The organism is Corynebacterium ulcerans (assembly GCF_000767685.1).
GTDB lineage: Bacteria > Actinomycetota > Actinomycetes > Mycobacteriales > Mycobacteriaceae > Corynebacterium > Corynebacterium ulcerans.
On sequence record NZ_CP009622.1, the window covers coordinates 299,863 to 321,454 of the forward strand.

Annotated in this window: 17 protein-coding genes and 1 pseudogene; 11 read left to right on the forward strand and 7 right to left on the reverse strand. The window is 54.1% G+C overall.

Features of this window, described 5'->3' with window-relative positions:
* Window positions 1–298: 298 nt before the first annotated feature.
* Both CULFRC11_RS11415 and lpdA read left to right on the forward strand, forming a co-directional pair.
* Complete coding sequence (locus CULFRC11_RS11415) at window positions 299–433, forward strand: hypothetical protein (RefSeq protein WP_013910689.1); 135 nt, start codon at window positions 299–301, stop codon at window positions 431–433.
* Between the two features lie 279 nt (window positions 434–712).
* A complete protein-coding gene (gene lpdA / locus CULFRC11_RS01380; RefSeq protein WP_013910690.1) occupies window positions 713–2,122 on the forward strand; it encodes a dihydrolipoyl dehydrogenase in 1,410 nt (469 codons plus the stop codon).
* 72 nt (window positions 2,123–2,194) lie between these two features.
* On the opposite strand, the gene ramB is transcribed toward lpdA, so the two are convergent.
* On the reverse strand, window positions 2,195–3,622 hold the full coding sequence (gene ramB / locus CULFRC11_RS01385; RefSeq protein ID WP_031269956.1) for an acetate metabolism transcriptional regulator RamB: 1,428 nt from the start codon (window positions 3,620–3,622) through the stop codon (window positions 2,195–2,197).
* Window positions 3,623–4,096: 474 nt separating this feature from the next.
* On the opposite strand from ramB, the gene CULFRC11_RS01390 reads away from it, so the two are divergent.
* The 7 genes from CULFRC11_RS01390 (at window position 4,097) to CULFRC11_RS01420 (ending at window position 10,632) form a co-directional block, all read left to right on the forward strand.
* Window positions 4,097–4,855: a succinate dehydrogenase cytochrome b subunit gene (locus CULFRC11_RS01390; RefSeq protein WP_023635034.1), complete on the forward strand. Its 759-nt coding sequence runs from the start codon at window positions 4,097–4,099 to the stop codon at window positions 4,853–4,855.
* A gap of 19 nt (window positions 4,856–4,874) precedes the next feature.
* Entirely contained in the window at window positions 4,875–6,890 is a 2,016-nt protein-coding gene (locus CULFRC11_RS01395) for a fumarate reductase/succinate dehydrogenase flavoprotein subunit (RefSeq protein WP_013910693.1), read from the forward strand.
* Complete coding sequence (locus tag CULFRC11_RS01400) at window positions 6,890–7,639, forward strand: succinate dehydrogenase/fumarate reductase iron-sulfur subunit (protein ID WP_013910694.1); 750 nt, start codon at window positions 6,890–6,892, stop codon at window positions 7,637–7,639. Before CULFRC11_RS01395 ends, CULFRC11_RS01400 begins: the two co-directional genes overlap by 1 nt.
* 61 nt (window positions 7,640–7,700) lie before the next feature.
* On the forward strand, window positions 7,701–8,051 hold the full coding sequence (locus CULFRC11_RS01405; protein ID WP_038620317.1) for a hypothetical protein: 351 nt from the start codon (window positions 7,701–7,703) through the stop codon (window positions 8,049–8,051).
* A gap of 338 nt (window positions 8,052–8,389) precedes the next feature.
* Window positions 8,390–9,697 carry a DUF445 domain-containing protein gene (locus CULFRC11_RS01410; RefSeq protein ID WP_013910696.1) on the forward strand — a complete coding sequence of 436 codons (1,308 nt, stop codon included), beginning with the start codon at window positions 8,390–8,392 and terminating at the stop codon, window positions 9,695–9,697.
* Window positions 9,698–9,759: 62 nt separating this feature from the next.
* The gene (locus tag CULFRC11_RS01415; RefSeq protein WP_014835867.1) at window positions 9,760–10,050 is read left to right on the forward strand and encodes a DUF2516 family protein; all 291 of its coding nucleotides are present in this window, start codon (window positions 9,760–9,762) and stop codon (window positions 10,048–10,050) included.
* Window positions 10,051–10,056: 6 nt separating this feature from the next.
* Window positions 10,057–10,632, forward strand: a complete 576-nt coding sequence (locus CULFRC11_RS01420; RefSeq protein ID WP_038620320.1) for a beta/alpha barrel domain-containing protein — start codon at window positions 10,057–10,059, stop codon at window positions 10,630–10,632.
* On the opposite strand, the gene CULFRC11_RS01425 is transcribed toward CULFRC11_RS01420, so the two are convergent.
* The 5 genes and pseudogenes from CULFRC11_RS01425 to CULFRC11_RS01450 form a co-directional block, all read right to left on the reverse strand.
* The gene (locus CULFRC11_RS01425; protein ID WP_023635036.1) at window positions 10,629–11,477 is read right to left on the reverse strand and encodes an LmeA family phospholipid-binding protein; all 849 of its coding nucleotides are present in this window, start codon (window positions 11,475–11,477) and stop codon (window positions 10,629–10,631) included. The genes CULFRC11_RS01420 and CULFRC11_RS01425 overlap by 4 nt on opposite strands.
* A gap of 90 nt (window positions 11,478–11,567) precedes the next feature.
* Window positions 11,568–12,437, reverse strand: a complete 870-nt coding sequence (gene pflA / locus CULFRC11_RS01430) for a pyruvate formate-lyase-activating protein (RefSeq protein WP_023635037.1) — start codon at window positions 12,435–12,437, stop codon at window positions 11,568–11,570.
* Window positions 12,438–12,617: 180 nt separating this feature from the next.
* Window positions 12,618–15,017, reverse strand: a pseudogene (gene pflB, locus CULFRC11_RS01440) (formate C-acetyltransferase).
* A 549-nt stretch (window positions 15,018–15,566) separates the two neighbouring features.
* Entirely contained in the window at window positions 15,567–16,394 is an 828-nt protein-coding gene (locus CULFRC11_RS01445) for a methylase (protein ID WP_031269961.1), read from the reverse strand.
* Window positions 16,395–16,417: 23 nt separating this feature from the next.
* Window positions 16,418–16,921 (reverse strand): DUF2505 domain-containing protein, encoded by a 504-nt coding sequence (locus CULFRC11_RS01450; protein WP_013910704.1) that lies wholly within the window; start codon window positions 16,919–16,921, stop codon window positions 16,418–16,420.
* Window positions 16,922–16,944: 23 nt separating this feature from the next.
* Here CULFRC11_RS01450 and CULFRC11_RS01455 point away from each other — a divergent pair, with 23 nt between their 5' ends.
* Window positions 16,945–18,084, forward strand: a complete 1,140-nt coding sequence (locus tag CULFRC11_RS01455; RefSeq protein ID WP_023635040.1) for a UDP-N-acetylmuramate dehydrogenase — start codon at window positions 16,945–16,947, stop codon at window positions 18,082–18,084.
* Window positions 18,085–18,205: 121 nt separating this feature from the next.
* Here the strand turns inward: CULFRC11_RS01455 and CULFRC11_RS01460 are convergent, their stop codons facing one another.
* The gene (locus CULFRC11_RS01460; RefSeq protein WP_023635041.1) at window positions 18,206–19,912 is read right to left on the reverse strand and encodes a long-chain-fatty-acid--CoA ligase; all 1,707 of its coding nucleotides are present in this window, start codon (window positions 19,910–19,912) and stop codon (window positions 18,206–18,208) included.
* 306 nt (window positions 19,913–20,218) lie between these two features.
* Between CULFRC11_RS01460 and mshA the strand changes: the two genes are divergently transcribed.
* On the forward strand, window positions 20,219–21,481 hold the full coding sequence (mshA, locus tag CULFRC11_RS01465) for a D-inositol-3-phosphate glycosyltransferase (RefSeq protein ID WP_413462708.1): 1,263 nt from the start codon (window positions 20,219–20,221) through the stop codon (window positions 21,479–21,481).
* Window positions 21,482–21,592: the final 111 nt, after the last annotated feature.

A 21,592-nucleotide genomic window follows, 5' to 3' on the forward strand; every position in this document is an offset into this window, starting at 1 on the left:
ACATCGTTTTCTTCACGTAGAACGTTAACAGGTTCCTGTGTAGTGGGGTAGTAGCCAGCCCCAAATAAAACCAGTTTTTTGCGCAAAAACGCGTGATGCCCACAACATTTTGTGAGATGTTTCTAAGTATTGAGCAAGGCTGCGCTATGTGTCATATTAGTCAGAGGGTGACTCTGGGAAGAGCTGTTTAATGTTATTTTGAATCGTTCAAAGGCGGCGGAAACGGGTGTTTAGGCTTACACTCTGATTGTCACTTTTGTTCTTCCAGACTTTTTCAAGCGAAAAGGATGTAACTTTTATGGAAAAGATCGCTGCTTTTTTCAGCAATCCACTCGGCTCTATCCAGGCCTTTATTAACGAGGCTATCGGTGCCACTGTTCAGGCAGGTTCTGCAGGTTTGAGCAACTTCTGGCATCTGATTGGACTGCTTTAATCAAAACTCGCCTGTAATAACGCAAGCCGGGAACTGCGCAGCAACGTTCGGGGCTTGCGTTTTTTCTGTCTGTGGGAAGGTTGCTCGTGCTCCTCCATATGGCCTTGCCTATGGGGTACTGCGGGGGAAGCTGAGGTTGGGGGCCTCACATTTCGGGTAGGGCAATCGGGGCATTGTGGCCGCGTAAATGTGGTTTTTTTATTCGATGGAGTGAGTCTGGCTAGGCAAAGGTGAGCTACTACACGACATTTTGGATAGAGACACGTATTCTAGAGACTTGTGACTGAACATTATGACGTTGTAGTACTCGGCGCTGGCCCTGGTGGCTATGTCGCCGCCATCCGCGCAGCCCAGCTCGGCAAGAAAGTCGCCGTGGTTGAAAAGCAGTACTGGGGAGGTGTCTGCCTCAACGTTGGATGTATCCCGTCCAAAGCTTTGCTCAAGAACGCTGAGGTCGCACACATCTTTAACCATGAGGCAAAGACCTTTGGTATCTCCGGTGATGTTTCTTTTGACTTCGGTGTCGCGCACAAGCGTTCCCGCAAGGTTTCTTCGGGAATCGTCAAGGGCGTTCACTATTTGATGAAGAAGAACAAGATCACTGAGATCGATGGACTTGGTAGTTTCAAAGACGCTAAAACGATTGAAATCTCCGAGGGTAAAGATGCAGGAAAGACCGTTACATTTGATGACTGCATCATTGCGACAGGATCTGTCGTTCGCTCTCTTCCTGGCGTAAAAATCGGTGGAAACATTGTTTCCTTTGAGGAGCAGATCCTCAAGGAAGAAGCGCCTAAATCCATGGTCATCGTTGGCGCAGGCGCCATCGGTATGGAGTTTGCGTACGTTCTTGCCAACTACGGTGTAGAAATCACCATCGTGGAATTCATGGACCGTGTACTTCCTAACGAGGATGCAGACGTTTCCAAGGAGATCGCTAAGCAGTATAAGAAGCTTGGCGTGAAGCTCCTCACCGGCCACAAGACCACTGCCATCCGCGATAACGGCAATGGCGTAGAGGTGGATGTGGAGTCTAAAGATGGCTCCAAGTCGGAGACCATCAAGGCGGAGCGCGTCATGGTTTCCATCGGTTTCGCGCCACGCGTGGAAGGCTATGGCCTGGAGAACACTGGCGTAAAGCTCACTGAGCGTGGCGCTATTCAGATCGACGACTTCATGCGTACGAACGTTGACCACATCTACGCTATTGGCGACGTAACCGCGAAACTGCAGTTGGCGCATGTCGCTGAGGCGCAAGGCGTTGTGGCGGCCGAGACTATCGCTGGTGCAGAGACCCAAGAGTTGGGCGACTACATGATGATGCCTCGTGCTACCTTCTGTAACCCACAGGTGGCTTCTTTCGGATACACCGAAGAGCAGGCCAAGGAGAAGTTCGCTGGCCGGGAAATCAAGTCTGCTACATTCCCGTTCTCTGCTAACGGCAAGGCACAGGGCCTCGGCGAGTCCGCTGGCTTTGTCAAGATCGTTGCGGATGCGGAATTCGGAGAGCTTCTTGGTGCTCACATGGTAGGCGCAAACGTCTCTGAGCTGCTGCCAGAACTCACTTTGGCTCAGCGCTTTGACCTGACGGCTGAGGAAATCGGACGCAACGTTCACACTCACCCGACCTTGTCTGAAGCAATGAAGGAGGCTGCAGAAGGCATCATGGGACACATGATTAACCTGTAACAGCTAAGTGGCTTATAACCCCAGGCTTGCAGAAAAGAATCTGCGACCTGGGGTTTAGCTATGGGATCTGTATCAGTATGGTGCCACGGAGGACGTGTGGGCGTCGATTGCAATGAGCTTATTGACTGCGGGGAAAGCTCGTTGTGCACAGTCTTCGCGGGTGCATACGCGACAACCTGCCCCGATAGGGACTGCGTTGGCAAAAGTTTTTACGTCGAGGCCGTGGGCATAAACAGTCCGTGCTGCGTGACGTGCCTCGCACCCCAAGCCGATGGAAAACATTTTTCCCGTCTCCCCAAAGCGTCCCTGGTGATGCCGCACTGTTCGGGCAACCCAGAGATAGTTGCGTCCGTCGGGCATTTGCGCCAGCTGTCGCATGATGGTGCCGGGGCTGGTAAAGGTCTCGTAGACATTCCATAGCGGGCACGTGCCGCCAGCATGGGTGAAGTGGAACCCTGTAGCAGATTGACGCTTGGAAATATTGCCGGCGCGATCCACACGGACAAAGGTGAAGGGGATGCCTCGCAGGTTAGGGCGCTGCAATGTTGAGAGCCTGTGGCATATAGTCTCGTAACCGACTCCAAACATCTGACATAAGTACTCAATGTCGTAGCCGGAACGCTCTGCTTCGGAATGGAACATTCGGTAAGGCAGCATGACAGCTGCCGCGAAATAAGAAGCGATGCCACGTCGGGCTAGGGTGCGTGCCTCCACGGATGTGAAGTAGGCATCGGCGAGGAGGGCGTCGATACGCTCGTTGGCCTCCAAGAAAGCAAGCTCTGTGGCAAGTCGAAAAGCGCGTTGACCAGTGATGAGTCGAGTGGACAAAGTGAGTACCCGGGTGTGGGTGTCAAAGTGATGCAGGGTGCTTCCGATGTCTATTCCGGCTTTAATGGTGACCCCGTGCCGGGATTCCAAGCGATCTATGAGCGTTGCTTCGTTGGCGCGGATATTGAAAGTGGTGATGCCCAACTCGGCAGAGATTGCTTCGGCGGCATGATCGAGTTCATCGAGATAATTTTGACGCGCATAGAAGAAGTCGCGAACTTCATCGTGAGGCATGGAAAGAGCTTCTGAAATCGCTTGGGTTTCGTCGAGACTGTTGACCAAGCGGACATCTGTGGCTGCCGAGAGCTTGTCACGGACATTGCGATAACGCCGATGCATTTCCACGACGGCACGAGCTATATCAGGATGATGATCTACTAGGTCAGAGAGTTCTTGTAGGTCGATATCTTCGGGGCATAGCTCCTTGTCCAGCATGACGTCATGGACTTCTGCCAGGAGTCGTGAATCATCATCCTTGGAAAAGAATGTGGCGTCGACGCCAAAGACTTCGGTGATTCGGTGGAGCACGGGAAGGGTGAGAGGCCTGACATCGTGCTCAATTTGGTTGACATAACTTGCCGAAAGTTCAAGCGTGCCGGCTAAATTAGCCTGGCTGAGGCCACGCTCTTTACGCAGCTGCCGCAGCCGCGAACCAACGTATGTCTTGCTCATGGACTTAAAGGATACGTGAGCAAGTTCACCGAGGGGATATATTTGTTGGTTTTGGGTAGCAACAGACACTTGCGTTTACGTGGGTAACAAATTGCAGTTGTGTGCTTATGGTTGGATTTGCGGACTCTTAATAGTCGTAATGTGGCACTGGCCTTGCTAAATGAGTATCAGAGGGGTGCTCGCATGGTTGATAAAAGTACGCATTTCGGATGACACCGAATAGGTGTGAGTAGGTGTTGATAAAAAGTTAAAAATCCAATGCGATATATCTCATAGGTGTCGCCTTGCGCTCGGATGAAAGGGCCGGTAGAAGCGCCCTTTTGGGCGCCGCAAAGGGCGGCTTTTTAAGTCAGGCTATCCTAAATTGCAGGTAAGTGGGCATTTTTATGCCATGTGAGGGGGATCACCATAGGTTGTGGTAAGTGGTTTATCCATGGCGGTGGGTCGTAAAGTTAATACGACACTGGAGGTGCCATGACTGTAAATAACATCGACCGTGACGCAATCGCGCACGGCAAAATCACTGAAAAGCCGCTACGTGAGCGGCCAAAGTACCCGACCTGGGCACTGAAGCTCACTATGGCCGTCACTGGCCTGATCTTCTGCTTCTTTGTGGTCTTCCACATGGTCGGAAACCTTAAAGTTTTCTTGCCGTTCTATGAGGACGGTACGCATCCGATCGACGTTTATGGCGAGTGGTTGCGTAACCTTCTTTATCCGCTCTTCCCGCACGGTGCATTCCTGTGGCTGTTCCGCATTACGCTGCTTCTCTGCATTGTTTTGCACATCTACGGCGCATTTGCACTCATCGGCCGTTCGAGCCGTTCTCGCGGTAAGTTCCGTCGCACCAACCTCATGGGTGGCATGAATTCCTTTACCACTCGCACGATGTTGGTAACAGGCATCATTTTGCTTGCATTCATCGTCTTCCACATCTTGGACTTGACTGTTGGTGCTACACCGGCTGCCTCCGAGGTGTTTGAGCACGGTCATATTTACGCCAATATGGTGGCAAGTTTTAGCCGTTGGCCCGTCACCATCTTCTACATCATTGCGATGCTGACACTCTTCATGCACCTGTCGCACGGTATTTGGCTTGCCGCAAGCGATTTGGGCATCACCGGTAAGCGCTGGCGTGCAATCATTCTCTTCCTCGCTTACCTCGTTCCCGCAATCGTAATGATTGGCAACATCGCAATTCCGCTGTCTATCGCATGCGGCTGGATCAGCTAGGACGAAAAGGTAATAACTAATGAGCATTAACTCTGAAACCGCTACTCGCCCTGAGTTCACCCAGCCAGCCTCCATCGTCGATGGCGTGAAACTGGGCAGCATCCTTGAGTCCAATGAGCCCAAGGGCGTTCCTACCAAGGACATGTGGGAGTACCAGAAAGATCACATGAACTTGGTCTCCCCCCTGAACCGTCGTAAGTTCACGGTTCTTGTTGTGGGAACCGGACTTTCCGGTGGTGGCGCTGCTGCTGCCCTCGGCGAGCTGGGATACAACGTTAAAGTCTTCACTTACCACGATGCTCCTCGTCGTGCGCACTCTATTGCTGCGCAGGGTGGCGTGAACTCCGCCCGTGGCAAGAAAGTGGATAACGACGGCGCTTACCGCCACGTGAAAGACACCGTGAAGGGCGGCGACTACCGTTGTCGCGAATCTGATTGTTGGCGCCTGGCGTACGAATCCGTACGCGTCATCGATCACATGAATGCTATCGGTGCACCTTTCGCCCGTGAGTATGGCGGAACCCTAGCTACCCGTTCCTTCGGTGGTGTGCAGGTTTCCCGTACGTACTACACGCGTGGTCAAACAGGCCAGCAGCTTCAGCTATCTGGCGCAGCTGCGCTGCAGCGTCAGATTGGTCTTGGAACCGTAGAGATCTTCACGCATGCAGACATGCATGACTTGATCATCACCGAGGAAAACGGCAAGAAAACCTGCCGCGGTATCGTTACTCGTAACCTGATCACTGGTGAGCTCACACCTCACACGGGCCACGCAGTCATCTTGGCTACTGGCGGTTACGGCAACGTTTATCACATGTCTACGCTGGCTAAGAACTCCAATGCATCGGCAATGATGCGTGCGTACGACCTCGGCGCTTATCTTGCTTCTCCGTCGTTCATTCAGTTCCACCCGACCGGCCTTCCGGTCAACTCGGAATGGCAGTCGAAGACGATCCTGATGTCTGAGTCTTTGCGTAATGACGGCCGCATCTGGTCCCCAATTGAGCCCAAGGACGATCGCGACCCCAACACGATCCCCGAAGAAGAGCGCGATTACTTCCTGGAGCGCCGTTACCCGGCATTCGGTAACCTCGTGCCTCGCGACGTGGCATCGCGTGCTATTTCTCAGCAGATCAACAAGGGACTCGGCGTTGGGCCTCTGCACAACTCCGCATACCTGGACTTCCGTGACGCAATTGAGCGTCTGGGCGAGAACACGATCCGTGAGCGCTACTCCAACCTCTTCCAGATGTATGAAGAAGCGATCGGCGAAAACCCGTTCAAGGCTCCGATGCGTATTGCACCGACCTGCCACTTCACCATGGGTGGTCTGTGGACGGACTTCAATGAGATGACCTCCATCGACGGTCTCTTTGCCGCTGGTGAGTGCTCCTGGACTTACCACGGTGCAAACCGTCTGGGCGCTAACTCCTTGCTCTCTGCTTCTGTTGATGGCTGGTTCACCTTGCCATTTACCATTCCGAACTACTTGGCTAACCACCTTGGAGAAGCCAAGCTGCCTGAGGACGCTCCTGAAGCAGTAGCAGCAGTCGCCCGAGCTCAGGCTCGTATTGACAAGCTCATGAACATCAAGGGTGATGACCCTCATGGCCCTGAGTACTACCACCGCCAGCTAGGCGATATCCTCTACTTCTCTTGTGGCGTTGCCCGCAACATCGAAGACCTGAAGGCCGGCATTGAGAACATCCGGAAGCTCCGCAAGGAATTCTGGGCGAACCTCCGCATTACCGGCGAGGCAGAGGAAATGAACCAGGTTCTTGAGTACGCATGTCGCGTAGCAGACTACATCGATCTCGGCGAGCTCATGTGCGTTGACGCACTCGACCGCGACGAGTCCTGTGGTGCGCACTTCCGTGACGATCACCTCTCTCCTGAAGGTGAAGCGGAGCGTGACGACGATAACTGGTGCTTCGTTTCTGCATGGGAGCCAGGCGCGCATGAAAACGAGTTCATTCGCCATGCTGAGCCACTCACGTTCGAATCGATCCCGCTGATGACAAGGAACTACAAGTAATGAAACTCCATCTTGAAATTTGGCGTCAGGCCGGTCCTAACAGCGAAGGTCATTTCGAGTCCATCGACGTCGAAGACGCCGTAGCACAGATGTCGATCCTTGAGCTTCTGGACCACGTCAATACAGGCTTGGTCGAAGAAGGCAAAGAGCCTTTCGTCTTCGCCTCTGACTGCCGTGAAGGCATTTGTGGCACCTGTGGCCTGCTGGTTAACGGCCGGCCACACGGCTTGGACAAGAACAAGCCTTCCTGCCAGCAGCGCCTCGATCACGTGGCAGACGGCTCGACCCTAAAGATTGAGCCTTTCCGTTCTGCTGCTTACCCTGTGATCAAGGACCTTGCGGTTGATCGCTCGGCTCTTGACCGCGTGATGCAAAAGGGTGGCTACGTTTCCATCAACGCAGGCACGGCTCCTGATGCGGACACTATTTACCAGAACCATGAGAAGGCTGAGCTTGCTCTTGACCATGCTGCATGCATTGGTTGTGGTGCCTGCGTGGCTGCCTGCCCCAACGGCGCAGCACACCTGTTCACCGGAGCAAAGCTCGTTCACCTTGCTCTTATGCCTTTGGGCCGTGAAGAGCGAGGCAAGCGTGCCCGCAATATGATTGATGAGCTTGAGACCAACTTTGGTCACTGCTCGTTGTACGGTGAGTGCGCCGATGTCTGCCCGGCAGGTATTCCGCTATCCGCTGTTGCGGCTATTAACAAGGAGCGTGCCCGCGCTTTCTTCCGCGGTAAGGACGACTAAGCTAAGGTTTAACGCAACGAGCTGACTCACTCAAAAGGGAAAAAATTTAGAAAGGCACATTATGTCTCATTCAGCACTTGCGACGCAGGAGACTGCGGGATACCCAGTTTTCGAGGGACGCATGCACTACATCGATGGCTACGATCCCGCGAGCCTTTGGGCACCGCATTCGTCGCTTCAGCGTACGAGTACGTGGGTGGGCATGGGTGCCATTCTTGTTTCCCTCGCAGGATTCGGCGCGCTGATCTTTGGCTTGGGTGCTGCTTCTGTAGGTAGCCAGGAATCCTGGGCTACTTATGTCATTATTGGTGCGGTTCTAGGCTTTGCTCTGCTTATCGGTGGCTTTGTGTTGGTTCACCGTGGGCGCCGCAACTACCGTCAGTATCGCGCTGAAACCGGTCGCATGAACTAAGCGTTCGCGACACCTCCATTTACAAAGGCTCCGATTTCCCAGGGAAATCGGAGCCTTTGTGCATCCGCGATTAATATCCAAAGCTATGAATGATAAACGCGGAAAAGTGTTATGGATACTTATGACGTTGGCCGCGACCCTGATCGGTATTAATTACATTGTGGCCGGATGGAATGCACTATAGGACTCCAGCAAAGTCTGGTCTTTCGGGCTCAAGGGCGCGAGCATCCTCCAACGCCGTACCTCAAGCAATTCGGCCTCTATAACTGGGGCGCCTTTGGCGTGCTCTGGGCGAACTGGCTACCGGCTGGGGTGAACAGTACGGGATAATGAGTGACATGGCACAACATGCAGCTCCACGCGGACTCGCGGTTCCTGGTCCTTCGCCTGAAGCAGAGGCTGAAAAGCGGCGTGCGCTACGGAAACACAAAGCTATTGCGACGGGATTACTTTTTGTCGCTGCGGCGATATTTTTGAGTTGTCAGTGGTATACCTCGGTGACTGACCCCACCCCTGCATGGGTGGGTTTTGTTCGGGCTGCTGCTGAGGCCGGAATGGTTGGCGGTTTGGCCGATTGGTTTGCGGTGACGGCTTTGTTCCGATACCCCTTGGGCATCAAGATTCCTCATACGGCGATTGTGCGCCGGAAGAAAGACCAAGTAGGCGTGGCCCTGAGCGGGTTTGTGAGCGAGAACTTTCTTAACGCAGAACAAATTACAGAGAAAGTATCTCAAGCGAATGTCGCTAGTCGCATCGGTGACTGGCTGTCTGATCCACATAACGCCGAGACTGTATCGCGCGAAGTCGGCGCCTTTACCGCGAAGGCGGTCAGGGCGTTAGATCCTCACGACGCAGAGGCAGTTATCCGGAAAGCAATCGTGGAAAAACTCGCAGAGCCGGAGTGGGGTCCGCCCCTGGGGCGGCTCTTGCAGCAGCTCAATCAGGGGGGGCAAACGGAACCAATCGTGGATCAACTGGTTTCGTGGCTGCACAAGAAGGCGCTGACGTCGGAAAGCTTAATCCTCAAGATTTTGGGGGAGCGTGCGCCTTCCTGGGCGCCAAAGTTTGTCAATGAGCTGGTGGGCGATCGAGTCTATCGTGAGCTTATTCAGTGGACGGCTGCGGTGGAGAGCGATAAGAATCATGAGGCGCGTCAGGCGATCAGGCGCTTTCTAGAGAAATTTGCTGATGATCTTCAGACGGATCCGGTTGTGATTCAGAAGGTGGAAGATATTAAGCACGATGTAATGGGGTCAGCGCCGGTGCAGGATGCGGCATCGACGATCTGGGCGAGTGTGTCCAAAAACGTGATTCTTGCTGCGGAAGACGCGGATTCCTTGTTGCGTCAAAAAATTAAAGAGTACGCGTTGGAGTGGGGAAACCGGATTCACTCCGATGATGTTTTGCGGTCAGATCTTGATGCGCGCATCACTAAGACTGCAGCTTTCCTCGCAGACAATTATGCGGATCAGGTGACCTCGATTATTTCAGAAACGATCGAGCGCTGGGACGCAGACGAGGCTAGCGACAAGATTGAGTTGATGGTGGGCAAAGACCTGCAATACATTCGTCTTAACGGAACAGTGGTGGGTGCTCTTGCTGGCTTGGCCATCTACACTGTTTCATATTCGCTCTTTGGGGTGTAAGCGGGGCGTAAAACGCTGTAGACACCGCTAAGTCCCATGTATATATTCGAGGAATTCTCTTCATGACCTTTGTTTTCCTGATTTTCAGCTACATCATTAAGGCGGCGGTTTACCTTGCAGTGGCTGCTGCCCTGATTGGTGCAGGATTAGCCGCTGCGACGCGAGCCGATGCTTTTGAAGCCGGAGACCGACAGAACAAGTGGATCTGGGTGGGCCTGCTTGTACTAGCGGCCCTCATGGTTTACTTGAGAGTCCAGTTCCTTTCTTGGGTTGGTCTGGTGATCATCGGATTGTATTGGTTTGATGTTCGCCCCCAAATCAAGAACATCCTTAATGGTAATTACGGCTGGTAATCAAGCATGGCAAGCGATAATACTGTGGCGGTCACACTCCTTGACCCGCTGGCAACCGCTGCTGATGTAAAGCAGCTTGCGGCAAACGCTAGGCAACAAGGGATGGGTATTTGTGTAGAGCCTTCGCTATTGCACGCAATCGATGCCTCATTGGTGCACGGTGACCAGCTCCCGGTGATTTCCTGGGCGGGATATCCTACGGGCAAGCACCACGTACTCATTAAGGCGTCTGAGGCTCGGCTCGCGGTGCAATCTGGGGCGACGATGGTCATTTACGTGCCCGATCCAGCGTCGCTTCTCGACGCCACCGGCGCGGCTTTTATCAGCGAAATTGCGGCGGCGCGTGAGGCCGTACCACACCCCGCTCAGCTTGCGGTGCTTGTCAACGACATCCTTCTTAGCGATGAGCTGTGTGTCCGTGCGCACACGTGGCTGGCAAAGATAGGCGTGGATGCCGTGATCTCCTATAGTGCGAGTGCCTATGAGATGGGCGGAATCCCACTGTATGTTCTATGCGACATAAGCGAAGCCCCCGTGCATAAAGCAGCGGGGGCATATGGAGTCCTGGTAACTGGAATCTAGCGTGCGGGGACTACTGGCTGTTGGCCCTTCTCCTTGCTGAGCTCGTTGAGATTGACGTTCTCTCCGGCTACCTCGATTGTGATGCCATGCTCTACAACTTCAACACTTTTAATCGTGAGATTCCCTGTCATAGCGTTTGCCTGATCGCGTAGCCCCTGAGTCAGTGCGTCAGAGACCGCAGAAGGTAACTCAACGCCGAGGAGGCTGGCGTTGGTGGCGGTGAAAGACAAGTGGCCGTCGATAGCCTCCGGCTTAAGCGTGAGATTGGCTGCTCCTCCTGTGATGTCGACCTTTACCGTGCCGTCTGCAGGATTAGACGTAATTCCTGTGATCTGGATGAGCTGCTGTAGAAAAGCACCTGCAAGTGCTCCCAGATCGTTGCCTGTTCCTTCAACAGGGGCGGTCTGGTGCTTCTGATTCTCAGCGATGCTTTTTTGCAGTACGGCGAGCAGGTAGTCGTCGGCAAGCGTGGTGCGAAGTGAGAGCGAACCAGCAACCGGGTTATCGGGATCGGAAATATTTAAAGAATTAACGTTAATAAAAGACTGCGGCGTGCCGGTGACCTCCGGGACAGCGTTGGCGCCTCCGGGATGCGTAATATTGACGGTTGAAGGTGACTCAATATTTACGTGGGGGACGTTGTGAGTTATTGCTGAAAAAAGCAGGGGAGTCGGGCCGAAAGAGATGCTGGCCTCTTGACCAGTGGAATTGGAACCCACAGAATCTTTGAGTTGTTTGCTGATAGTCCAGCGCAAGCCGAATTCGGCCAGCAGCAAGAGAACTACAAGGGCAACGATGATTGTGAGGATAACTTTACTAATGCGAGAACCAATAGTTTTAGACACGGGTTCCAGTGTCGCCTATTTTTCACAGTATCGCCACTAGCGGAAAAGCTATGGCCCGACTCCTCTACGAGGAGTCGGGCCATAGGATGGCTAAGGGACTAGCAGACCACGAGAACGGAAGACGTTCTTGGTAAAAGCAACTGATTCTTCTGTCGGTGGTTTGACGCCCTCAAGCTCATAGTGGAGATTAAGCTCACGCCACTTATCTGCACCCATATTGTGGAAAGGAAGTACCTCAACGCGCTCGACGTTATCTTTCCACTGCTCAACGATGTCCGCCACGTTATTGATGTTTTCCTGAGAGTCGGTAAGACCCGGGACAAGCACAAACCGGATCCACACGGGCTTGCCCGCTGCATGAAGGCGGTTGCCAAAATCAATAGTCGGTTGCAACTCGCGGCCAGTGACGCGGTGGTAGGTCTCCTCGTCTCCTGCTTTGACGTCGAGAAGCACAAGATCGATGTTTGCTAAGTCCTCGTCGCTAAGGCGAGCGCCCAGATAACCTGAGGTGTCTATAGTTGTATGAATTCCTGCGTCGTGTGTCTCTTTGAGTACTCGGCGGGTGAAGGCTATCTGGAAGAGTGGCTCGCCGCCGGAGATAGTAAGTCCACCGCCGGAGGCTTTGAAGACTCTGCGATAACGTTTGATCTTTTTAACGATATCTTCCACCCGTTCAAGCGTTCCCTCCTTCATCTGCATAGTGTCTGGGTTATGGCAGTACAAGCAGCGCAGGGGACAGCCCGCCATAAACATCGTCATACGAGTGCCGGGGCCATCGACGGCGGTGACCAGCTCCCAGGAGTGCACCAGAGCGATGTCGCCAGTTCGGCGTGCTTCGATCAGCTCCTTATGAGAAACATCCTCTAGCTCAAGATCTGTTCCGATGCCTGCGGCTGTGCCGCGAAGACGTGGGCCATCTGAGCGTTCGACCGTAACGGTGGAGTTGATTCCATCGGCCATGAGGATTCCTTTCGATCGCGACGTACGCGGGCGGTAGATCTGCGAGGGGTAAAACTAGGGGCGGTTGGTAACTCAGTATCTGTTACTGAAATACAACAAAAGTCTGGGCAAAAATATGCCACCGTCTCAAGCGAACTCGAGGCGGTGGCAGCTAAAGATGCACGCTGAGCGCGCTACTCCTTATGCGGAGTGGTGGAAGGTGCGCGAGAGAACGTCGAGCTGCTGCTCACGGGTGAGCTTGACAAAGTTCACGGCGTAGCCGGAGACACGAACGGTGAGGTTCGGGTACTTGTCAGGGTTCTCCATAGCATCCTCAAGAGTCTTCTGATCGAGGACGTTGATGTTTGCATGGTACAGACCTGCATTTGCATTGTTTGCATTGCGCTGGGTCTTCATGTCGTTGAGACGCTCTTCAAAAGTCTTGGAAGACATAAGTTTCTCCGATTTCTTGTGGGAATGAATGGTTAGGGATGGTGCGAAGGCTTATTCTTCGTCCATGATGAATCCGGCATCGAGGATGCCGACCAGGTTCTTGACCTGCTCATCAGCTGTGCGGCCAAGGCCGGAAGGCGTGATGGTGTTGGTCAAGGAGATGCCGTCGAGGGCATCCTGGTAGTCCAGCTTGCCCACAGAGAGCATGGAAGCAACCATACCGTGGGTGTCTGCACCGTTCTCTGGGTTTGCGCCTGGGCTGAACGGGGTACCAGCTTTGTGGCCGGATGGGAAGGCGCCGGTTGCTTTGCCGTAGACCACGTTTGAGGTGATCGTGAGCACCGACTGGGTCGGGATAGCATCGCGGTAGAGTGGGATCTCCTTGATCTTGGACATCACCGTGTGCACGATGGTGGCGGCGATGTCGTCGACGCGGTCATCGTCGTTGCCGTAGCGCGGGAAGTCGCCTTCCGTGATGTAATCAACGATCAAACCGGTTTCATCGCGCACTGGCGTGACTTTTGCGTGCTTGATGGCAGAGAGAGAATCGGCGACAATAGCCAGACCTGCGATGCCACAGCCCATGGTGCGGATGATGTTGGAGTCGTGCAGCGCCATCTCGATGGACTCGTAGGCGTAGCGGTCGTGGCAGAAGTGGATGATATTGAGTGCTTCGACGTAGGTGCCGACGACCCAGTCAAGCATGTTCTCGTACTTTTCCCAGACCTCATCGAAGTCCAAGGGGCCATCGCCCTCGATAGGTGCGAACAATCCGGGCTCGGTGATCTGCTTGCCGGAGACCTCGTCGCGACCGCCGTTCATAGCGTAGAGCAGCGACTTTGCGCTGTTCACGCGGGCGCCGAAGAACTGCATCTGCTTGCCAATAGCCATGGGGGACACACAGCAGGCGATAGCGGCGTCGTCGCCCCACTGATCGCGAATCTGCTTGTCAGACTCGTACTGAATGGACGAGGTCTCAATGGAAATTGCGGCGCAGAAGTCCTTGTAGCCCTCGGGCAGCTCGGGATCCCAGAAAATGGTGATGTTTGGCTCTGGTGCGGGGCCCAGGTTGCGAAGGGTCTGCAGTAGGCGGAAGGAGGTCTTGGTCACCATCGAACGACCGTCTTCTGCGAAGCCAGCGTCGGACCAGGTTGCCCAATAAGGGTCGCCGGAGAAGATCTGATCGTAATCGATGGTGCGCAAGAATCGGACGATGCGCAGCTTGATCACAAGGGCATCGATCATTTCCTGAGCGTCTTCCTCGGTGATGAGGCCGGCGGCAAGATCGCGCTCAAAGTAGATGTCCAGGAATGCAGAGAGGCGGCCGATGGACATGGCGGCACCGTCTTGGGACTTAACGGATGCCAAGTAAGCAAAGTATGTCCACTGAACAGCCTCTTGGGCTGTCTTAGCTGGGCGAGAGATATCAAAGCCATATGCAGCGGCCATGATCTTCAGCTTCTTCAGAGCCTTGATCTGTTCGGAGTGCTCCTCGCGGAAGCGTGCCCAGTGCTCGGAGAAGTTTTCAGTTGCTACCGAGTCCTTGGCACGGTTCTTTTCCTCGATGAGGAAATCAACACCGTACAGAGCTACACGACGATAGTCGCCGATGATACGGCCGCGACCGTATGCGTCGGGCAAGCCGGTGATGATGTGAGCGGAACGTGCTGCGCGGATACGAGGGGTGTAGATGTCAAAGACTGCCTCGTTATGGGTCTTGCGGTACTTGGTGAAGATGCTCTTAATATCTTCGTTTGCTTCCTTGCCCGCTTCTTTAATAGCGGTCTCAACCATGCGCCAACCACCGAAAGGCATCATCGCGCGCTTTAGCGGAACGTCTGTCTGCAGGCCGACGATAACGTCATCATCTTCGGAGATGTAGCCGGCAGGGAACGCATCGATGTCTGCAGGGGTATCGGTGTCTACATCGAAAACGCGCTTTTTACGCTCTACGGAAAGGTAGTTCTTTTCCAATGTGTCCCATACGCGGAGGGTCTTCTCCGTAGGGCCGGCCAAGAAGCTGGCGTCGTCATCGTAGGGGGTGTAGTTGCGCTGAATGAAGTCGCGAACATCGATATCTTCCTGCCATGGGCCGGCTGCAAAGCCTTCCCAAGCAGATACGTTCGTTTCTTGTTGGGCGGTGGTCATCGAGAAAGTGCCCTCTCTAAAATCGAGTTGCTGTGATCCCTGCGGGTTCGGGGATACAGAGATTCCTAGATGGCATAGCCGCTAGTTTTTACTCGGTCCTGGGTGCGTACGTCGGGGCTGAGCTATTTTTGACGGCTTTTGCCATGAACAAATTCGAGTGTAGTAATAGTGACCCGGCTCTGCATAAATAGAAGCGGGTGAGTTATCTCACTCTGATTCGTTTTTACTTGTAGCTCACAACGGCGTAAGTGGGGGTGTGGGATTGTGTGATTGCGTCTGACCTTGCCCGTGTGGGAAAAGGTGAAAACCTGTACACCTACCGGAAATAATGTGCCACTAGCTGCTTGGATTGTGCTCGGTAGGGGTGGAGGCGGGCAGTGGCAGTCGGTGTTTATATACGTTTGGTTAGATTTTGGTTGAGTCTATTTATTCAATTGAAAAGTACAATGAAAATAGGTGAAAAACCGTTTTGGCTGGAATCACAGGGAAAAAGCCGTGACAATTACGGGGTGCTCATGTATGCGCGACTTTCTTGACGGGGGATAAGAGTCAGCGCTGCCCGGGATCTACAAGAGACCACGGGACGGTTATGAGGTTGTCGCGTACTGGACGCCGAATGGGCATCATCGGGATACCCTGTTCTATGAGGGAAGCGCGGGCAGCTCTCCAACGTACGCGGGGTCCATAGGCTGCCCAGGGGGCATTGTGGTTCCAGGCGGCGTCGGCAAGCGAAAGTAGCCGGTGAATCTTCTCGCCGGGAACATTCCTATGGATAAGTGCTTTAGGGAGCCGCTCAGCGATGTCAGAGGGGCGCTCTACATCGAAGGGGTCCCATGCAAGGGTGAGTGACAGTGGTCCTGAGCTGTTGAGTAATACCCACGTTGAGCGTCGTCCGAGTTCGTCGCATGTACCCTCGATGAAGAACCCTCCAGGTTGGAGGCGTGAGGTCACCATATTCCACGCATCGTGCACTTGGTCTACGTCATATTGGCGTAAAACATTGAAAGCTCGCACGATCGTGGGCTGGTAACCCGCTAGTTCAAAACCGCCCAGCTCAAAGGTGACTCCATCACGTGGTGGTAAAACCCGTTCCGGATCGATTTCTAGCCCTGTGACCTGGATATTGGGTCGTATTGTGCGCAACCAACGGGCCCACTCTACGGTGGTGGTAAAACTAGCTCCATAGCCCACGTCCAAGGCCAATGGTGTTTGGGATCTACGCAGTGCTGCGCTGATATCTGGATGGTGAGTCATCCACCTATCGCATCTGCGGAGACGGTTAAAACCCGTCGTCCCACGAGTGATCACGCCGACAGGACGCGACAAAGGCCGACCGTGCCCAAACGACGTTCGGAGATTGTGGGCATGGTCGGCCATTGGTCAAATGTTAAAAAATCGAGTTAGAGGTTCTCGGAGATCCACTGTGCGGTGAGGTTGCCTTCATTCTGGAAGAGCTCGCCGAGAGCCTCGCCAACCTTGGGCTCGATGGCTGCGCCCATGAACGGGATGTTCACGGTGACCTCGTTTGCATAGGACAGGGTGGTGGATTGTCCAGCGCCTGTCAGTGCAATCTCGCCTTTGAAATCTACGGGGGTGCCTTTTACGTCAGCGGTGTAGCTGATGGGGGCGGTATCGCCGTTGAGGCCGCCGACAGTTACTACACGCTTAACCTTCAATGCTTGGCTGATCATTGCACGAACAGCTTCGGGGAGGACCTCAAGGGGGAGGACCTCAAAAAGCGTTACTACAGCGCCGCCATTGGCGTCTGCGAACTCGTGAACCTGGCCCGGCTCGGGGCTCAGGTTTTCCACGACGAACGCCCAATAATCGGGGTTGGTCAGGGCTGCATGCACCTTTTCAGCTGGCTGATTGATGGTGACAGTGTTCTCGCTACGCGTTGTCATGCGTACAGACTACCCTTAAAGGGGTGACGGATACATCGCTGACCCAAACATTCGCCGAAATTCGCCCCGAGATCGAGCGTCATGCCGATACTCGTGTCGAGTCTCTTTCCTTCTCCGAACTGACTACTCTCCATCTCGGTGGCACACCTATCGCCGCTGTTCGCTGCGGCTCGCGTGAGTCTGTGGCGCACGTGGTGAAGCTTCTCGACGCCCACCGCATCCCACTGCTTGTTGTGGGTGGGGGATCCAATCTTGTGATCGCTGACGGCGATATTCCAGTCGTTGCTGTGATCGTAGAATGCGAAGAAATTTCAGCAGACATGCATACTGGACGTCTTGTGGCAGACGCCGGTGCAGTGTGGGACGACGTCGTCGCGTTTGCCGTCGACGCAGGACTCGGGGGCATCGAGTGTCTTTCCGGAATACCCGGCTCTGCGGGGGCGACCCCTGTACAAAACGTTGGAGCGTATGGTGCGGAGATAGCGGATGTCTTGGTGAGCGTCGAGCTTTTGGATCGTACTACTGGTGAGATTTCTGAAGTCCCGGCTGCGGACTTGGAGCTGGCATATAGATATTCCAACTTGAAGTTCACTGGTAGGGCCGTAGTGCTAGGCATTACGCTGCAGCTCTCCCTAGACGGGCTTTCTGCACCACTGCGATTTGGGGAATTAGCACGCCTGTTAGGTGTAGAGGCCCCTGGTGCGGAAGAAACCCGCTGGAATATCCGGGAAGTGAGAGAAGCTGTTCTGCAGCTGCGCCGGAGTAAGGGAATGGTCTATGACCCAGCTGACCATGACACGTGGTCTGCCGGATCATTTTTTACCAATCCGATTATTAGCGATGCTCTCTTGGAAACAGTGCGAGTCCGAGTGGCGGAAGTCTGTGAACCAGAGGAAGCTGCCGCCATGCCGTGCTATGCGATGGGGCCCGGTGCATGGAAGCTTTCTGCAGCCTGGCTTATAGATAGGGCTGGATATAAGAAGGGCTACCCCGAAGGTGCGCCGGCTCGCCTTTCCACTAAACACACCTTGGCTCTGACTAACAGGGGTAACGCGACCACAACAGATCTGGTGGCGTTGGCACATGATATTCGTGATGGAGTCCACGAAACTTTTGGAGTAGCTCTGGAGCCCGAGCCGGTGTGGGTCGGTGTCGAATTTTAGTCCGAATGTGTATGAGACATTAAGCAAAACCCTGTATTTCCATAGACGTTAGGGGTTCTAGCGGGCGTTAGAGCGCGCTTTGTCTATGGAAATGCAGGGCTGGTTCAGAAGAGTTGCCGCGTTACTTCTTGAGCTTCTGGATCAGTTCTGTTTGAACCTCACGGCGACGGATCTTTCCAAGCTGATCTTTGGCAAGCTCCTCAAAGTGATAGAAGGTGCGCGGGACTTTGTAGCGAGTGAGATTCTCTCGGCAGTAATCTTTGAGCCCCTCGGGATCAAGTGCGGCGCCTTCATTGAGAGTGATCGCGGCGACAACTGACTCAGATCCATCACCGCGAGGGAGGCCGACGACGGCAGCTTCTAAGACGTCTGGGTGTTGGCGAAGAACATCTTCTACCTCTACCGGATAAACATTGAAGCCTCCGGTGATGATTACTTCCTTAATCCGGGCAACGAGTTTGATAAAACCGTCTTCTTCCATGATTCCAACGTCGCCTGTGCGGTACCAATCATTATGGAAGCTACGTGCGGTGGCTTCAGGCTGATTGAGGTAGCCGGCAAATACTTGAGGGCCTCGAACGAGGACTTCGCCTTCTTGTCCGTCTGGCATCGTCTCGTCGAGATTCTCAGGATTAGCGATGCGGACCTCAGTGTCAGGGAAAGGAATGCCTACATAACCAGGGCGTCGATCGGTAGTCATCGGGTTACCCACGATGATGGGAGAGGTTTCCGTAAGCCCATAGCCTTCGACGAGGAGTCCTCCTGTGAGAGCTTCCCAGTGTGTAACTGTGTCTACTGGCAGCGTGGAAGCGCCTGAGAAAGAATTACGGATTCCGGAAATAGAGATTCCGTCTTTCTCTGCGGCTTCGACGATCTTTTGATACAGAGTGGGGACGCCAGGGACCCAGGTGGGGGTCTCTTTCTTCATGATCTGCATGATCAATGGGATTTGAGGAGCTGGTAGCAAGACCATCTCTCCGCCAATGTAGATCGCTAGGTTGAGAACGATGGTGACGCCGTATGCATGGAACATGGGGATGGCTCCGAGGAGTCGCTCATCTTGGTCGCCAAGCCCTTGGATCCAGGCTTTTCCTTGCAGGAGATTAGCAAAGAGTCCGCCGTGGGTAAGTTGGGCGCCCTTGGGCGCTCCTGTAGTACCCGAGGTGTACAGGATGAGCGCTACGGAATCTTTGGTGACTTCGGGGCAAGAGACGATGTCTTCGCCCTGGCCGCCGAGTGCATTACCGGTGAGGATCTGCCAGGGGATCGTGTTCGGTGCTGGCGCGGTGAGGGCATCGCGCTTTTTCATCAGAGCAGGGATAGGGAGCTTGAGCGCATATTTTTGCAGTGGCGGCATCGCGTCGATCATATTGACTGACACGATGGTTTCCAGCGGGGTGGTGCGTCGTAGTTTTTCCAGGGTAGATGCAGCTTTATCCCACACAATAGCTACGCGGGCGCCATGGTCGGTGAACGGTGCTTCCAGCTCATGTGCTGTGTAAAGAGGGTTGTGCTCGACAACGATCGCCCCAAGCTTGAGCACTGCATAGTAGGCGGCGACATGCTGGGGACAGTTGGGAAGGCAGATGGCTACTCGGTCGCCTGCACGGACGCCGAGTGCGCGGAGTCCAGCGGCGGCACTGCGTACTTGCTTATCCAACTCCGCGTAGCTCTGGCGCTTACCAAAGAAGTAAGTGGCAGGTTTGTCGGCATTGATGGCTAGGTTGTTGTCATAAATATCAAGGAGGGTGGTGTCTCCGTAATCAAGACTGTGGGGTGTCCAGCTCGGGTAGTACTGTAACCACGCTTTGGTCTCAAATGCTGACATGATGTCCCTTCAAAGTTGGATGAACTTTACGCACCGGTAAGTTTTAATACGAGCATACCCTCATGTTTGAGCGCCGGGGGAATCTATACGCTGGTGGTTTTGGAACGTTATGGATTTGTGAGGGGACGCGGCAGTGCGAGATAGCGTGGAAACCGAAAAGGGATGAGGCCTAAGGGCTAAGCCATCAGCTAAGGGGCTCAACTGATGGGGATACGGCGGGGATAACTACCGCAGCTGTCATGAGTTCACCGACGCCTGACGAGGGAATCAAAGCGCTGAGACCATTCTCCTTTTAGAATGATCTTTATGCGCATAGCCATGATTTCGATGCATACATCACCGCTGCAGCAGCCGGGTAGCGGCGATGCCGGTGGAATGAACGTTTATGTTTTGTCGATAGCGCGGGAGCTGGCGCGTCGTGGGCTGGACGTGGATGTTTTTACACGGGCGACACGCCTCGGACACGGAGAGGTCGTCGACGTAGAGCCAGGCCTTCGGGTTATTAACATCGTGGCGGGACCTTATGAAGGGTTGTCTAAAGAGGAGCTGCCTACTCAGCTGGCAGCATTCGCAGGCGGAATAGTGCAGTTTGTAAAGTGCAATGCGCTGACTTATGACGTAGTGCATAGTCATTATTGGCTATCCGGCCAGGTGGGGTGGCTGCTGCGCGACCTCTGGGAGATTCCGCTGGTTCATACTGCGCATACGCTGGCGGCGGTGAAAAATTTCCATAGCTCGACTTCTGATATGCGTGAGTCGGAAGCCCGCCGGATTTGTGAACAGCAACTGGTGGATAATGCGGATATTTTAGTGGTGAACACTCCGGAAGAAACTAGTGACCTTGTGCGTCATTACGATGCACTGCCGGATAAGGTGGCGGTGATCGCGCCGGGCACGGATATTTCCCTTTTCACGCCGGGTACGCAGCGTAATACGGAGGTGTCTCGACGGTGTCTGGGAATTCCTTTGCATATCAAGGTCATTGCTTTTGTGGGAAGGCTACAGGAGTTTAAAGGCCCACAAGTGTTGCTTGCTGCTGTGGCTGAGCTGATACGCCGTGATCCTGACCGTGAACTTCGGGTTATTTTTTGCGGTGGTCCATCTGGTGCTGCTGCGACCGTCGAGCATTACATCGAATTAAGCCGGCGTTTGGGGCTGGGGAAGCGAGTGCGGTTCCTTGACCCGCGTCCGCCGGAAGAGTTGGTTTCTATCTATCAAGCAGCGGATATTGTTGCGGTGCCCTCGTATAACGAGTCGTTTGGTCTTGTTGCTATGGAGGCTCAGGCGAGCGGAACGCCAGTGGTTGCGGCTCGGGTAGGTGGCTTGCCCATTGCAGTGTCCGATGGGGAGACTGGATTGCTTGTCGACGGCCACGCGCCGGAAATCTGGGCTGACGCACTGGCGCAGCTGCTTGACGACGATGCGCTGCGGATCCAGATGGGAGAGGATGCGGTTCGCCATGCCGCAAACTTTACGTGGGCTGCCTCTGCAGAGAAGCTAGAGGAAGTCTATGAGACTGCGCTCAATATTGATGTTGACGAATGTAAAGAGCGTCATGCTGAGGGGTAATGGGTCAGGATTCTTTGGGTAGACGCTGCCGCCACACTAAAGTCCGCTCGGACATAAGTGTAAATAATCCCACATTTTAGTGTGATCGCTGCCAGGCGAAAATTTTCGTGG

Excerpts from the sequence above, each read along its gene's own strand:
- CULFRC11_RS11415 (WP_013910689.1), top strand. The coding sequence starts at position 299 with ATGGAAAAGATCGCTGCTTTTTTCAGCAATCCACTCGGCTCTATCCAG.
- ramB (WP_031269956.1), bottom strand. The coding sequence starts at position 3,622 with ATGAGCAAGACATACGTTGGTTCGCGGCTGCGGCAGCTGCGTAAAGAG.
- CULFRC11_RS01390 (WP_023635034.1), top strand. The coding sequence starts at position 4,097 with ATGACTGTAAATAACATCGACCGTGACGCAATCGCGCACGGCAAAATC.
- CULFRC11_RS01395 (WP_013910693.1), top strand. The coding sequence starts at position 4,875 with ATGAGCATTAACTCTGAAACCGCTACTCGCCCTGAGTTCACCCAGCCA.
- CULFRC11_RS01400 (WP_013910694.1), top strand. The coding sequence starts at position 6,890 with ATGAAACTCCATCTTGAAATTTGGCGTCAGGCCGGTCCTAACAGCGAA.
- CULFRC11_RS01405 (WP_038620317.1), top strand. The coding sequence starts at position 7,701 with ATGTCTCATTCAGCACTTGCGACGCAGGAGACTGCGGGATACCCAGTT.
- CULFRC11_RS01410 (WP_013910696.1), top strand. The coding sequence starts at position 8,390 with ATGGCACAACATGCAGCTCCACGCGGACTCGCGGTTCCTGGTCCTTCG.
- CULFRC11_RS01415 (WP_014835867.1), top strand. The coding sequence starts at position 9,760 with ATGACCTTTGTTTTCCTGATTTTCAGCTACATCATTAAGGCGGCGGTT.
- CULFRC11_RS01420 (WP_038620320.1), top strand. The coding sequence starts at position 10,057 with ATGGCAAGCGATAATACTGTGGCGGTCACACTCCTTGACCCGCTGGCA.
- pflA (WP_023635037.1), bottom strand. The coding sequence starts at position 12,437 with ATGGCCGATGGAATCAACTCCACCGTTACGGTCGAACGCTCAGATGGC.
- CULFRC11_RS01445 (WP_031269961.1), bottom strand. The coding sequence starts at position 16,394 with ATGGCCGACCATGCCCACAATCTCCGAACGTCGTTTGGGCACGGTCGG.
- CULFRC11_RS01450 (WP_013910704.1), bottom strand. The coding sequence starts at position 16,921 with ATGACAACGCGTAGCGAGAACACTGTCACCATCAATCAGCCAGCTGAA.
- CULFRC11_RS01460 (WP_023635041.1), bottom strand. The coding sequence starts at position 19,912 with ATGTCAGCATTTGAGACCAAAGCGTGGTTACAGTACTACCCGAGCTGG.
- mshA (WP_413462708.1), top strand. The coding sequence starts at position 20,219 with ATGCGCATAGCCATGATTTCGATGCATACATCACCGCTGCAGCAGCCG.